Origin of the sequence: Streptomyces sp. NPDC101152, assembly GCF_044768275.1 — a bacterium.
Classification (GTDB): domain Bacteria; phylum Actinomycetota; class Actinomycetes; order Streptomycetales; family Streptomycetaceae; genus Streptomyces.
In genome coordinates this window covers 193,875-207,811 of record NZ_JBIWPO010000002.1, presented here as the reverse complement: position 1 = coordinate 207,811, position 13,937 = coordinate 193,875, and the positions used below count along the sequence as shown (strand labels likewise).

Genomic DNA, 13,937 nt, shown 5'->3' with positions numbered 1-13,937 from the left:
GTCAAGGCCGGTGAGCCGATCATGGTCGGGTGAAGGGGCGGATCCCCCTGCGGGGACGGGGAGTTGGCGTGTGACGGCGGCTGTACGGGACGTAGTGGGTCGGTCTTGTCTCCTGACTCCTGGCGGCTTCGCCGTCATACTGGCGGCGGGCGACTTGCGCGCCGAGCCGGTTGCCCCGCCCTCGCCCCTTTCCCTCGACCAGGATCCGGAGCCCGTGGCATGACGTACTGCCTGCTCCTGCTGAGCGTCGTGGCCCTGACGGCCGCCGTGCCGGTCCCGCGTGCCCTGGTGCGGGCCGCCTGGCCCGAGCGGGAGCCGGTCGTCGCGCTGTGGGTGTGGCAGTGCCTGGTCGCCACCGTCCTGCTGTGCTGTCTGACGGCCCTGGTGCTGGGCACGGCGGCCGTCTTCCACACCGTCCGCGACCACGTCTTCGCGCCGGCGCCCCCGGCGGTGACGGCGGCGTACGACCTGTCCGTCGCGCCGGTCTGGGCGGCGGCCCTGACCCTGCTGCTGGCCTGCGGTGCCGCCTGGACGACCGCGATGCTCGCCCGCGAGCTGGTCGAGGCGCGGCGGCGGCGCGGGGTGACGCGGGCACATCTGCGTGAGCGGGCGCCCGACCTGCCGGCGGGGTTGGAGGCGGCGACGCGGGGACCGCTGCTGGTGCTGGAGGACGAGTACCCGGACGCCTGGTGGATGCCGGGTCACCCGGCCCAGCTGGTCGTCACGACGGGCGCGCTGCACCGGCTCACCGACCCGCAGCTGGACGCCGTCCTCACCCATGAGCGGGACCACGCGCGCGCCCACCACGACTGGCTGCTGCACCTGTCGACGGCGCTGGCGACGGGCTTCCCGCGGGTGCCGCTGTTCGCCCACTTCTGCGACCAGACGCACCGGCTGGTGGAGCTGGCGGCGGACGACACGGCATCGCGGCGCTGCGGTCACCTGACGACCGCGCTGGCGCTGATCGAGCTGAACCAGCACCGCGGGGTGCTGTCCTGCGCCTCCAGTCACCGCCTGCTCGGCGAGCGGGTGGACCGGCTGCTGGAGCCGCCGCCGAGGCTCGGCCGCCGGCACCGGGCGCTGACGACGACGGTGGCCGCGCTGGTGCCGTTGCTGCCCTTGCTGATCACGTTCGCTCCGGGGTTGACCGCGTTGTCGTGATCCTCCGGGACTGCCGCGCGATGTGGCAGATCTTGCCGGCAGAGCAACCGTTTCTGCTGTTCAGTGCCTTGCCTGACGGCTCGGCAGGTGGCGCAACACCGCCGCAACACTTCGTTCCCTACCGGCTCGGTATGGTTCGAGACATGCCACCGACCGACCGCATCCGCGACCACGCCGGACAGGGCGCGACCACCGTCGCGGCCCACCGGGCGCGGCGCCGGGCGCGCGCCGATCAGGCCAGGCAGCTCGCCGACCTGCTGCGCCACCAGCTGCTGGCCGGCGGCTTCCCGGACGGCACGCTGCCGCACGAGACGACCCTCGCGGCGGACTACCGCGCCACCCGCAACACCGTCCGCCAGGCCCTGGACCTGCTCAGGGCCGAAGGCCTTGTCGAGCGACTGCCGGGTGTCGGCACCGTCGTCGTCGCCCAGAAGTACCCGCACGGACTGGACCGCCTGATGGGCCTCGCGGAAACCCTGCACGAGCACGGCCGGGTCACCAACGAGGTCCGCACGATGGGCCCCGCGCCCGCGCCCGCCCCGGTCGCCGAACGCCTGCACATCCCCGCCGGCGCCGACGTCCTCTACATCGAACGCCTGCGCAGGCTCAACGGCATCCCCCTGTCCCTCGACCTGACCTACATCCCGCTCGACATCGGCACCGCACTGCTCGGCGCCGACCTGGAGAACACCGACGTCTTCCGCCTCCTGGAGGCCATCACCGGCCGACGGCTCGGTCACGCCGAGATCACCCTGGAGGCGGTCAACGCGGACGCCCACTCCGCCGCCGTGCTCGAGGCCCCGCGCGGCGCGGCCGTGCTGATGCTGGAGCGGCTCACCCACCTCGCCGACGGCCGCCCGGTCGACCTGGAGTTCATCCGCTTCCGCGGCGACCGCATCACGATGAGCGGCCTCCTGCACCGCTCCGTCTGACCTCTTCCCGACCCCTTGCTGACCCGTTTCCAGGAGACAGCCATGCCCTTGGCGCCCCAGCGGGCCGACGTGCCCGTGACCATCGACGAGTCGAAGTGCATCGACGGCTGCACCCTCTGCGTGGACATGTGCCCGCTGGACTCCCTCGCCATCGACGACAGCACCGGCAAGGCGTACATGCATGTCGACGAGTGCTGGTACTGCGGCCCGTGCGCGGCCCGCTGTCCCACCGGAGCCGTGACGGTCAACATGCCCTATCTGCTCCGGTGAGAGGCCCGACTCCCGTGAAACGCACCGTACTTCCCCTCTCCGCAGCGCTTCTCCTGCTTCCCCTGAGCGCCTGCGGCGGCAGCGCCGAGGCCGGTGACGGCAAGAACATCACCATCACCGTCGGCTACCAGTCCAAGACCATCAACACGGTCACCGCGGGCACCCTCCTGCGCTCCCTCGGCTACTTCGAGCGGGACCTCAACGCCCTGCACGACGGCCACACCTACAAGGTCGACTGGCAGGACTACGCCACCGGCGCCCCCATCACCGCACAGATGACCGCCGGGAAGATCGACATCGGCTCGATGGGCGACTTCCCGCTGCTCATCAACGCGGCCCGGGGCAGGCAGCTCGGCAAACCGACCCATCTCGTCTCGGTCACCGGCTACAACCTCCGCGGCGGCCTCAACACGATCGTCACCTCCCCCGACTCCAAGCTGGCCACCCTCGCCGGCCTCAAGGGCAAGAAGGTCTCCACCAGCATCGGCTCCGCGGCCGACGGCACCCTCGTACGGGCCCTGCAGCGCGCCGGCATCGACCCCGACAAGGGCATCGAGAAGCTCAACCAGCAGCCCGCCGTGGGTGCCTCGGCCCTGTCGGCCGGCAGCGCGGACGCGCTCTCCCAGTTCGTCGCCTGGCCCGGCCTGCTCGCCTTCCAGGGCAGGGCGAAGGCCCTGTACGACGGTGCCGAGCTGAACCTCCCCACCTTCCACGGCGTCACCGCCCGCGAGGACTTCGCCAAGCAGCGGCCCACCGTCCTGGAGGCCTTCCTCAAGGCCCAGGCGGAGGCCACCGACTACCTCCATGCCCACCCGGTCGCCGCCGCCGAGTCGGTCGCCAAGGCCACCGGCCTGCCCGCCGAGGTCGTCTACCTCTACAACGGCGCCCACGGCATCTCGACCTTCGACCCGGCGATCAAGCCCCAGCTCGTGTCCGCGCTGAAGCAGGACGTCTCGGTCCTGAAGTCGGCCAAGCTGACCGGGGACATCGACGTGGACTCCTTCGTCGACGACCAGTACGTCAAGAAGGCCCTCCGCGCGGACTACGCCAAGCAACTCTCCTCCCCGCCTCCGGCGGCGGCGAGCGAGGTGTGGCCGAAGGGCACCGAGAAGACACTGAGCTTCACCTCCCCCGCCGAACTGCTGAGCTATGTGAAACGGCACCAGAACGGCGTCCGCGCCGTGTACGTCCCCGACGCCACCACCGGCACCCTCTGGTTCGCCGACAAGGCGGTCTGGGTGGCCGACGGCAAGCAGCTCCTGCCCTTCGTGGCACCGGCCACCGCGAAGGCCTATGTCGACGGGCACGGCGGCGCGCGGACCGTCACGTACGCGGACGCGCTGGGGCGGGCGTCGTGAGCCGGCGGCCGTCGGCCAGGTACGCGCTGCGGGTGGGGTCGCTGGCGGTGGCGCTCGGCATCTGGCAGCTGCTGACCAGTCTGAAGGTCGATCTGTGGCTGCGTTTCTCCCAGTTCCCCACGGTCGCCGACGTGGCCCACGCCTTCGGCGACCGGCTGTCCGGGGCGGACTACTGGACGGACCTCACCGACAGCCTCACCCGTATCCTCACCGGCTTCCTCCTCGCCGCCGTCCTGGGCGTGGCGACGGGCGTGCTCGTGGCGCGCTCCCGGCTCGCCGAGGACCTGCTCGGCCCGCTGCTGGAGGTCGTCCGCCCGATCCCGGCGATCGCCCTGGTCCCGGTCGCGATCCTCCTGTTCCCCTCCAACGAACAGGGCATCGTCTTCATCACCTGCACGGCCGCCTTCTTCCCGGTCCTGGTCTCGACCCGGCACGCGGTCCGCGCGCTGACGCCCGTCTGGGAGGAGGCGGTGCTCACGATGGGCGGCGGCCGCCGGCGGGTCCTCGCATCGGTCGTCCTGCCGGGCGCGCTGCCCGGCATCTTCGGCGGTCTGTCGGTGGGCATCGGCGTCTCGTGGATCTGTGTGATCTCGGCCGAGATGATCTCCGGCCAGTACGGCGTCGGCTACCGCACCTGGCAGGACTACACCGTCGTCAACTACGCGGGCGTCTTCGTCGGCATGGTCACGATCGGCGTGCTGGGCTGGCTCACCTCCACGGCGGTGGAGCTGCTGGGCCGCCGTCTGACGCGCTGGCTGCCGCGGACCTCCTACGTCCCCGGCGTCCGCCCCGGAGCAGCGGCCCCGGTGTCCCCCGCGGCCACGAAGAGCGACACCGCCCCGTCGACCGAGGAGGCACGCGATGAGCACCTCGTCTGACACGGACGTGACCACCCCTCCCCTGACCGAGGCCCAGGCGCCGACCGCGGTACGGGGCACCCGCCTCGCCCTCCGGCGCGCCGCCCTCGGCCGCCCGGACGCCGCGGTCCTGGCGGGCGTCGACCTGGACGTCGCCGCCGGCGAGATCCTCACCGTCGTCGGCGCCTCCGGCTGCGGCAAGTCGACGCTGCTGCGCACCCTGGCGGGGCTGCTGCCGCTGCTCGCCGGGGAGATCACCCAGGACGGCGGCCCGCTGACCGGTCCCGCCTCCGACCGCGCCCTGGTCTTCCAGGAGGACGCCCTGCTGCCCTGGCGCACCCTGCGGGCCAACGTCGAACTCCCCCTCGCGATCAAGGGGTTGGCCCGCGCCGAACGCCGGGCCCAGGCCGACTCCTGGCTCGAGCGGGTCGGACTCGCCGCGCACGCTCGGCAGTTGCCGCACCGTGTCTCCGGCGGCCAGCGCCAGCGCGCCCAGCTGGCCCGCGCCCTCGCGGGAGCACCCCGGGCCGTCCTCATGGACGAACCGTTCGGCGCGCTTGACGCCCAGACCCGCGCCGGCATGCAGGACCTGCTGGTGGAGGTGCTCGGCGACACGGGCGCGACCGTCGTCTTCGTCACCCACGACGTGGACGAGGCGCTCTTCCTCGGCGACCGCGTGGCCCTGCTCGGCAACGGCCGGCTGACCGCCGTACGCGAGGTGCCGCGCACGCGCGACCGAGGGGCGCACGACGACCCCGCGCGCGTGGCGCTGCGGCGCGACGTCCTCTCCTCGCTCGGCACGTGACCCGGACCGGCACCCGGTCCGCGACTCGGATGGTGAAAGGCACTCTGGTGGACACCCCCCTCAAGATTCCGGCCCTCGACGAGGCCGAGGAGATCTCCTGCGACGTCCTCGTCGTCGGCGGCGGCACCGCCGGCACCATGGCCGCGCTGACCGCCGCCGAGCACGGCGCGAGCGTCCTGTTGCTGGAGAAGGCCCACGTCCGCCACTCCGGGGCGCTCGCCATGGGCATGGACGGTGTCAACAACGCGGTCATCCCCGGCCGCGCCGAGCCCGACGACTACGTCGCCGAGATCACCCGCGCCAACGACGGCATCGTCGACCAGTCCACCGTCCGCCAGACCGCCACCCGCGGCTTCGGCATGGTGCAGCGGCTCGAGTCGTACGGCGTGAAGTTCGAGAAGGACGAGCACGGCGAGTACGCGGTCCGCCAGGTGCACCGCTCGGGCTCCTACGTGCTGCCGATGCCGGAGGGCAAGGACGTCAAGAAGGTCCTGTACCGGCAGCTGCGGCGGCGCGAGATGCGGGAGCGGATCCGCATCGAGAACCGCGTGATGCCGGTGCGGGTGCTCACCGCCGACGGGCGGGCCGTGGGGGCGGTCGGCTTCAACACGCGCACCGGCGCGTTCGTGGTGGTGCGCGCGGGCGCGGTGATCCTCGCGACCGGCGCCTGCGGCCGGCTGGGCCTGCCCGCCTCCGGCTACCTGTACGGCACGTACGAGAACCCGACCAACGCGGGCGACGGCTACGCCATGGCGTACCACGCGGGCGCCGAGCTCACCGGCATCGAGTGCTTCCAGATCAACCCGCTGATCAAGGACTACAACGGCCCGGCCTGCGCCTACGTCGCCAACCCCTTCGGCGGCTACCAGGTCAACCGGCACGGCGAACGCTTCGTCGACTCCGACTACTGGTCCGGCCAGATGATGGCCGAGTTCGCGGCGGAGGTCGCGTCCGACCGGGGGCCGGTGTACCTGAAGCTGAGTCATCTCCCCGAGGAGTCGATCTCGGCGCTGGAGTCGATCCTGCACTCCACGGAACGGCCCACGCGCGGAACCTTCCACTCGGGCCGGGGCCACGACTACCGCACTCACGACGTCGAGATGCACATCTCCGAGATCGGCCTGTGCGGCGGCCATTCGGCCTCGGGGGTACGCGTGGACGACCACGCCCGTACGACCGTGCCCCGGCTGTACGCCGCCGGTGACCTGGCCTGCGTGCCGCACAACTACATGATCGGCGCCTTCGTCTTCGGGGACCTGGCGGGGGCGGACGCCTCCCAGTACCGGGCCTACGAGGGCGAGTTGCCGCAGGACCAGCTGCGCGAGGCGCACGAACTGATCTACCGCCCGCTGCGCAACCCGGACGGGCCGCCGCAGACCCAGGTCGAGTACAAGCTGCGCCGCTTCGTGAACGACTACGTGGCACCGCCGAAGTCCGGTGCCCGGCTCTCCCTCGCCCTGGAGGCCTTCGAGCGGATGCGCGCCGACATCGCGGCGATGGGGGCCCGTACCCCGCACGAGCTGATGCGGTGCGCCGAGGTCACCTTCATCCGCGACTGCGCGGAGATGGCGGCGCGCGCGTCGCTGGCCCGCACGGAGTCCCGCTGGGGCCTCTACCACGACCGACTGGACCATCCCCATCGCGACGACACCTCCTGGTTCCACCATCTCGACCTGCACAAGTCCCCCTCTGGTGCGATGGAGTTCACGGCCCGTCCCGTGGCTCCCTATCTCGTGCCCGTCGACGAGTTCACGCCGGTGGGCGGCCCCTCCCGGCACCTCGGCGAGGTCCACCCCGAGGAGGTCGCCACGGCCGGGTCACGGGACCTGGCACCGGTGGCGGCCGGTACACAAGACGCGACACCGGATGTCGGCCCGAAGCCGGACGGCGCCTCGGGGAACGACCGGCACGACGTCTCCGACGTCTCCGAGTCCGCGCTCTCGAACCCCGAGCGTGCTTCGGCCCGCCTCCTCGAACTCGTCGCCCTCGCCGAGGAGGAACCCGAACTCGGCGCTCTGCGGCCCTACTTGGCCGACCCGGCACCCGCCGTCCGCCGTGAGGCCGTCGCCGTGCTCACCGAGACGGTGCCGCCGGGCACGGGCCCCGCCCTCGCCGAGGCCCTGCGCGACAGTGCCGCAGAGGTGCGGGCCGCGGCCGCCGCCTCACTGCGCGAACTCGTCGAGACACTGCCCGCGGAGGCCACTCTCCGGGACGGTCTCGCCGCCGCGCTGACCGTGTCCGACCCGGTCGTCCGCGCCGCCTCCCTGGACGTGCTGCGCGCCCTGCGCCTCGGTGACGCGGCGCTGTTCGCCGAGGCGCTGACGGACTCCGAGATCCCGGTGCGCATCGAGGCGGTGCGAGCCCTGGTCTCGGTCGACGCCGCTACGGAACTGGCCCGTGCGGCCACCGCCGACCCGTCCCGCGAGGTCCGCGTGACCATCGCCAAGGGGCTGGCGACGGTGTGGGCCGACAGCGGGGCGGGGACCGACGCTTCCGGGAACGCCGAACCCCCGACCGCCGGGGCCACCGTCCTCGCCGCCCTGGCCGACCTCACCGAGGACCCGGACGCCCTGGTCCAAGCAGCCGCCTACGGTGCGCTCGATACGACCGGCTGCCCGGCACCGCTCGCCGCGCGCGCCGTAGCCGCCCTGTCCGCCCCGGCGTGGCAGGTCCGGTCGGGCGCCGCCAGCGCGCTGTCCGCCGCCGAGCCCGAGGTGGCCGTTCCCGCGCTCGCGAAGGCCCTCGCCGACCCGAACGCCGACGTCCGCAAGGCCGCCGTCCTGGCCCTGACCCGGCACAATGCCACCGCCGACGCCCGCGCGGCCCTCGCCACGTCCACGACGGACACCGACGCGGACGTCAGGGCGTACGCGGCGCGGGCGCTGTGACCGCCGCCGGAAGGACGGCGCAGGTCTCACCGTAGGGCGGGCCGCCCTTGCGCTTGCGCCGTCCGTCGCCCAACACCGGACGCCCTATATCCAGTCGTCCGGCTCCGGCTCCCCGACCGGCTCGGGCCAGTCCTGATCCGTTGCCTGCCTGTCGTCCGCCGGCGCGGCCGCGCCGGGGGCCTCCCCCAGGGAGGCGAGTACCTCGAGCACGCCCTCCCCGTACGTCGCCAGCTTCTTCTCGCCGACACCGCTGATGCCGCCCAGTTGCCCCACCGAGGTCGGCCAGGCCGTGGCGATCTCCCGCAGCGTCGCGTCGTGGAAGATGACGTACGCCGGGACGCCCTGTTCCCGGGCCTGCTCGGCGCGCCAGGCGCGCAGTGCCTCGAACGCCGGCTGCAGCGCCTCGGGCAACTCGACCGCGGCCTCCTTCGCTCTGCGCTCGCCCTTGCCGGCCGACGAGGACGCGGACCGCGCGGTCACCGGCTTCTTCGGCTCCTTGCGCAGCGGTACCTCCCGGTCCCCGCGCAGCACCGAGCCGCTGGTCTCGGTCAGCACCAGCGTGCCGTACTCCCCCTCCACCGCGAGCAGCCCCTGCGCCAGCAACTGCCTTACCACGCCCCGCCATTCGCCCTCGGTGAGCTCCTCGCCGATGCCGAACACGGACAGCCGGTCGTGGTCGAACTGGATGACCTTGCCGGTGCGCTTGCCCAGCAGGATGTCGACGATCTGCACCGCACCGAACTTCTGTCCGCGCTCCCGCTGGAGCCGCACCACCGTCGACAGCACCTTCTGTGCGGCGACCGTGCCGTCCCAGGTCTCCGGCGGGGTCAGGCAGGTGTCGCAGTTGCCGCAGCCCGCCGGGTCCGGGTCCTGGCCGAAGTAGGCGAGGAGTTGCCCGCGGCGGCACTTGGCGCTCTCGCACAGCGCCAGCATCGCGTCCAGGTGGGCGGCGGCCCGGCGCTGGAACGCCTCGTCGCCCTCGCCGGACTGGATCAGTTTGCGCTGCTGTATGACGTCGTTGAGGCCGTACGCCATCCAGGCCGTGGACGGCAGGCCGTCCCGGCCCGCGCGGCCCGTCTCCTGGTAGTAGCCCTCGACGGACTTCGGCAGGTCGAGGTGGGCGACGAAACGGACGTCGGGTTTGTCGATGCCCATGCCGAAGGCGATGGTCGCCACGACGACCAGGCCTTCCTCCCGCAGGAACCGGGACTGGTGCGCCGCGCGGGTGCCCGCGTCCAAGCCCGCGTGGTACGGGACCGCCTCGATGCCGTTGCGCGAGAGGAACTCCGCCGTCGCCTCCACGGACTTGCGGGAGAGGCAGTACACGATGCCCGCGTCGCCCGCGTGCTCCTCGCGCAGGAAGCCCAGCAGCTGCTTCTTGGGGTCGGCCTTGGGCACGATGCGGTACTGGATGTTGGGCCGGTCGAAGCTCGCCACGAAGTGCCGGGCCGCCGGCATGTTCAGCCGGTGGGTGATCTCCTCGTGGGTCGCGCGGGTGGCCGTCGCCGTGAGCGCGATCCGCGGGACGTCCGGCCAGCGGTCGCCGAGCAGGGACAGGGAGAGGTAGTCGGGGCGGAAGTCGTGCCCCCACTGGGACACGCAGTGCGCCTCGTCGATCGCGAAGACGGAGATCTTGCCGCGGGAGAGGAGGTCCAGGGTGGTGTCCAGACGCAGCCGCTCCGGTGCCAGGTAGAGCAGGTCCAGCTCCCCGGCCAGGAACTCGGCCTCCACCACCCTGCGCTCGTCGAAGTCCTGCGTGGAGTTCATGAACCCGGCGCGCACGCCGAGCGCCCGCAGCGCGTCCACCTGGTCCTGCATCAGCGCGATGAGCGGGGAGACCACGATTCCCGTACCGGGTCTGACCAGGGCCGGGATCTGGTAGCACAGCGACTTGCCGCCGCCGGTCGGCATGAGGACCACGGCGTCGCCGCCGGCCACCACATGCTCGATGACCGCCTCCTGCTCGCCGCGGAAGGCCTCGTATCCGAAGACCCGGTGCAGCGTGGCCAGCGCCTCGCTCTCGGCCGTCCCTGCCACCTCGGTCGCCCTTGGCATCGCGATGATCCCGCCCGTCCCGCCCATAGTCCTGTCCCCCGTACGTCGTCCCTCGACCACTGCCTCCACGATAGGTGCCGGCACCGACAGCGTCGGGGTTGTCCACAGGTTGTGCGGCACGGCACGCATGCTGCTCGGGCGGGACGGGGGTGGCCGCCTGTCCCCCGACCACAGGGAGCACCACGAGGTCCCCTCGACCTCTCAAGGCCGCCATCACCGTGGCGATGGCCGCTGCCTTCTCACCGGCCGCCGTTCCCGCGCAGGCCGACACCGACGCCTTCGTCTGGACCGATCTCGCCAAGACCTACACCTGACCGCGCGCCTGCGCGAAGGCCCCGGCTCCCACGAGGGAAACCGGGGCCGGTCGCCTACCCGTCCGGGTCAGCGCACGAACACTCCCGCCTGGCTCGCCAGGTCCAGGAAGTACTGCGGCGCGATGCCGAGCACCAGCGTGACGACGACACCGAGCCCGATCGCGGTCATCGTCAGCGGCGACGGCACGGCGACCGTGGGACCCTCGGGCCTGGGCTCGCTGAAGAACATCAGCACGATCACGCGGATGTAGAAGAAGGCCGCGACCGCGGACGAGATCACACCGATCACGACCAGCGGGGCCGCCCCGCCCTCCGCCGCCGCCTTGAACACGGCGAACTTCCCGGCGAAGCCGGAGGTCAGCGGGATACCGGCGAAGGCCAGCAGGAAGACCGCGAACACGGCCGCCACCAGGGGTGAACGGCGCCCGAGGCCCGCCCACTTGGACAGGTGGGTCGCCTCGCCGCCCGCGTCGCGCACCAGCGTCACCACGGCGAAGGCGCCGATGGTCACGAAGGAGTACGCGCCCAGGTAGAAGAGGACGGACGACACGCCGTCCTTCGTGGTCGCGATGACACCCGCGAGGATGAATCCCGCGTGGGCGATCGACGAGTACGCCAGCAGCCGCTTGATGTCGGTCTGGGTGATCGCGACGATCGCACCGCCCAGCATGGTGACGATCGCGACCGCCCACATGACCGGCCGCCAGTCCCAGCGCATGCCGGGCAGGACGACGTACAGCAGCCTCAGCAGCGCGCCGAACGCCGCCACCTTGGTCGCCGCCGCCATGAAGCCGGTCACCGGGGTCGGCGCGCCCTGGTAGACGTCCGGGGTCCACATGTGGAACGGGACGGCACCCACCTTGAACAGCAACCCCATGATGATCATCGCGCCGCCGACGAGCAGCAGCGCGTCGTTGCCCATGGTGCCGGCGAGGGCCGGATCGACGTTGGTGACCGTGCCGTCGACGACCTGCGCGATCGTCGCGTACGACACCGAGCCCGCGTAGCCGTACAGGAGGGCGATGCCGAACAGGGTGAACGCGGAGGCGAAGGCGCCGAGCAGGAAGTACTTGACCGCGGCCTCCTGCGACATGAGCCGCTTGCGGCGGGCCAGCGCGCACAGCAGGTAGAGCGGCAGGGAGAAGACCTCCAGGGCCACGAAAAGCGTCAGCAGGTCGTTGGCCGACGGGAAGACGAGCATGCCCGAGACCGCGAACAGCAGCAGCGGGAACACCTCGGTGGTGGTGAACCCGGCCTTCACGGCCGCCTTCTCGCTGTCGCTGCCCGGCACGGACGCGGCCTGCGCGGCGAACGAGTCGACGCGGTTGCCGTGCGCCGCCGGATCCAGGCGCCGCTCGGCGAAGGTGAACAGGCCGACGAGGCCGGACAGCAGGATCGTGCCCTGCAGGAACAGGGACGGCCCGTCGACCGCGATCGCGCCCATCGCCGCGATGTGCGCCTTGGTGGTGCCGTATCCGTCGGCCGCGAGCGCCACGACCGCCGCGAAGGCGGCGACGAGCGCGACGGCGGACACGAACACCTGGGCGTAGTACCGGGACCTGCGCGGCACGAACGCCTCGACCAGTACCCCGACGATCGCCGCGCCCACGACGATCAGGGTGGGCGACAACTGTGCGTACTCGATCTTCGGCGCGTTGATCTTCGCGATCGGTTCGGCCGCCGTGGCCGCCGTTGTCCACAGGCTGTGGACGGCTGCTGCGCTCACTTGGCCACCGCCTCCACCTCAGGCTTGGGGTCCTTCTTGTGTACGTCGGACAGGGTCGACTTCACGGCCGGGTTGACGATGTCCGTCACCGGCTTCGGGTAGACGCCCAGGAAGATCAACAGAACGATCAACGGCGCGACCACCACCAGCTCACGGGCCCTGAGGTCCGGCATCGCGGAGACCTCCGGCTTCACCGGGCCCGTCATCGTCCGCTGGTAGAGGACGAGAGCGTAGAGCGCGGCGAGGACGATGCCGAAGGTGCCGATGATGCCGATCGCCGGGTAGCGCGTGAACGTGCCGACCAGGACGAGGAACTCACTCACGAAGGGCGCGAGTCCCGGCAGGGAGAGCGTTGCCAGCGTGCCGATCAGGAACGTGCCGGCGAGCACCGGGGCGACCTTCTGCACGCCGCCGTAGTCGGAGATGAGCCGCGAGCCCCGCCGGGAGATGAGGAACCCGGCGAGCAGCATCCACGCGGCCGTCGAGATCCCGTGGTTGACCATGTAGAGCGTCGCGCCGGACTGGCCCTGGCTGGTCATCGCGAAGATGCCCATGATGATGAAGCCGAAGTGCGAGATCGACGCATAGGCCACCAGGCGTTTGATGTCCCGCTGGCCGACCGCGAGCAGCGCGCCGTAGACGATGCTGATGAGCGCCAGTACGAGGATCACTGGCGTCGCCCACTTGCTCGCCTCCGGGAAGAGCTGAAGGCAGAAGCGGAGCATCGCGAAGGTGCCGACCTTGTCGACGACCGCTGTGATCAGGACGGCGACCGGGGCGGTGGACTCCTGCATGGCGTTGGGCAGCCAGGTGTGCAGCGGCCACAGCGGCGCCTTCACCGCGAAGGCGAAGAAGAAGCCGAGGAACAGCCAGCGCTCGGTGCTGGTCGCCATGTGCAGCGAGCCGTTGGCACGCGCCTGCGCGATCTCCTGGAGGCTGAAGTTCCCGGCCACCACGTACAGCCCGATCACCGCGGCCAGCATGATCAGACCGCCGACCAGGTTGTAGAGCAGGAACTTCACGGCCGCGTACGACCGTTGCGTGGACGCCGCCTCCTCGCCGTGCTGGTGCGCCCGGTCCCCGAAGCCGCCGATGAGGAAGTACATCGGGATGAGCATGGCTTCGAAGAAGATGTAGAAGAGGAAGACGTCGGTGGCCTCGAAGGAGATGATCACCATCGCCTCGACTGCCAGGATCAGGGCGAAGAAGCCCTGGGTCGGCCGCCATCGCCTGCTTCCGGTCTCCAGCGGGTCGGCGTCGTGCCAGCCCGCGAGGATGATGAACGGGATCAGCAGGGCGGTCAGCGCGATCAGCGCCACCGCGATGCCGTCCACGCCCAACTCGTAGCGCACGCCGAAGTCCTTGATCCAGGCGTGGGACTCGGTGAGCTGGTAGCGGACGCCGCCCGGGTCGAAGCGGACCAGGACGACGATCGCCAGGGCGAGGGTGGCGAGCGAGACGACCAGCGCGAGCCACTTGGCGGCGGTGCGCCGCGCGGCCGGTACGGCGGCCGTGGCGATCGCCCCGATCGCCGGGAGCACCGCCGTCGCTGTCAGCAGAGGAAAGGACAT

General features: G+C 71.6%; 10 protein-coding genes. 7 read left to right on the top strand and 3 right to left on the bottom strand.

What is annotated here, in order from left to right; all coding sequences use genetic code 11:
* Positions 1-219 precede the first annotated feature (219 nt).
* From ACIRVK_RS03495 to ACIRVK_RS03465, 7 genes are all read left to right on the top strand, one after another.
* The gene (locus tag ACIRVK_RS03495; protein WP_404243531.1) at positions 220-1,161 is read left to right on the top strand and encodes a M56 family metallopeptidase; all 942 of its coding nucleotides are present in this window, start codon (positions 220-222) and stop codon (positions 1,159-1,161) included.
* A 143-nt stretch (positions 1,162-1,304) separates the two neighbouring features.
* Positions 1,305-2,093, top strand: a complete 789-nt coding sequence (locus ACIRVK_RS03490) for a GntR family transcriptional regulator (RefSeq protein ID WP_404243529.1) — start codon at positions 1,305-1,307, stop codon at positions 2,091-2,093.
* Between the two features lie 42 nt (positions 2,094-2,135).
* Positions 2,136-2,363, top strand: a complete 228-nt coding sequence (locus ACIRVK_RS03485) for a ferredoxin family protein (RefSeq protein WP_030180763.1) — start codon at positions 2,136-2,138, stop codon at positions 2,361-2,363.
* Positions 2,364-2,377: 14 nt separating this feature from the next.
* A complete protein-coding gene (locus ACIRVK_RS03480; RefSeq protein ID WP_404243527.1) occupies positions 2,378-3,721 on the top strand; it encodes an ABC transporter substrate-binding protein in 1,344 nt (447 codons plus the stop codon).
* A complete protein-coding gene (locus tag ACIRVK_RS03475) occupies positions 3,718-4,599 on the top strand; it encodes an ABC transporter permease (protein WP_404243525.1) in 882 nt (293 codons plus the stop codon). The genes ACIRVK_RS03480 and ACIRVK_RS03475 overlap by 4 nt, the downstream gene beginning before the upstream one ends.
* Positions 4,583-5,383 carry an ABC transporter ATP-binding protein gene (locus tag ACIRVK_RS03470; protein ID WP_404243523.1) on the top strand — a complete coding sequence of 267 codons (801 nt, stop codon included), beginning with the start codon at positions 4,583-4,585 and terminating at the stop codon, positions 5,381-5,383. Before ACIRVK_RS03475 ends, ACIRVK_RS03470 begins: the two co-directional genes overlap by 17 nt.
* A 29-nt stretch (positions 5,384-5,412) precedes the next feature.
* Positions 5,413-8,271, top strand: a complete 2,859-nt coding sequence (locus tag ACIRVK_RS03465) for a fumarate reductase/succinate dehydrogenase flavoprotein subunit (protein ID WP_404243521.1) — start codon at positions 5,413-5,415, stop codon at positions 8,269-8,271.
* Positions 8,272-8,355: 84 nt separating this feature from the next.
* On the opposite strand, the gene recQ is transcribed toward ACIRVK_RS03465, so the two are convergent.
* The 3 genes from recQ to ACIRVK_RS03450 all read right to left on the bottom strand — a co-directional run bounded on the left by recQ (position 8,356) and on the right by ACIRVK_RS03450 (position 13,937).
* Complete coding sequence (gene recQ / locus ACIRVK_RS03460; RefSeq protein ID WP_404243519.1) at positions 8,356-10,353, bottom strand: DNA helicase RecQ; 1,998 nt, start codon at positions 10,351-10,353, stop codon at positions 8,356-8,358.
* A 354-nt stretch (positions 10,354-10,707) separates the two neighbouring features.
* Positions 10,708-12,366, bottom strand: a complete 1,659-nt coding sequence (gene nuoN / locus ACIRVK_RS03455; RefSeq protein WP_404243517.1) for an NADH-quinone oxidoreductase subunit NuoN — start codon at positions 12,364-12,366, stop codon at positions 10,708-10,710.
* Positions 12,363-13,937: an NADH-quinone oxidoreductase subunit M gene (locus ACIRVK_RS03450; RefSeq protein ID WP_404243515.1), complete on the bottom strand. Its 1,575-nt coding sequence runs from the start codon at positions 13,935-13,937 to the stop codon at positions 12,363-12,365. The genes nuoN and ACIRVK_RS03450 overlap by 4 nt, the downstream gene beginning before the upstream one ends.

What these genes read in the sequence shown, in the direction of transcription:
- ACIRVK_RS03495 (WP_404243531.1), top strand. Translation starts at nt 220, where the DNA reads ATGACGTACTGCCTGCTCCTGCTGAGCGTCGTGGCCCTGACGGCCGCC.
- ACIRVK_RS03490 (WP_404243529.1), top strand. Translation starts at nt 1,305, where the DNA reads ATGCCACCGACCGACCGCATCCGCGACCACGCCGGACAGGGCGCGACC.
- ACIRVK_RS03485 (WP_030180763.1), top strand. Translation starts at nt 2,136, where the DNA reads ATGCCCTTGGCGCCCCAGCGGGCCGACGTGCCCGTGACCATCGACGAG.
- ACIRVK_RS03470 (WP_404243523.1), top strand. Translation starts at nt 4,583, where the DNA reads ATGAGCACCTCGTCTGACACGGACGTGACCACCCCTCCCCTGACCGAG.
- ACIRVK_RS03465 (WP_404243521.1), top strand. Translation starts at nt 5,413, where the DNA reads ATGGTGAAAGGCACTCTGGTGGACACCCCCCTCAAGATTCCGGCCCTC.
- recQ (WP_404243519.1), bottom strand. Translation starts at nt 10,353, where the DNA reads ATGGGCGGGACGGGCGGGATCATCGCGATGCCAAGGGCGACCGAGGTG.
- ACIRVK_RS03450 (WP_404243515.1), bottom strand. Translation starts at nt 13,937, where the DNA reads ATGTCCTTTCCTCTGCTGACAGCGACGGCGGTGCTCCCGGCGATCGGG.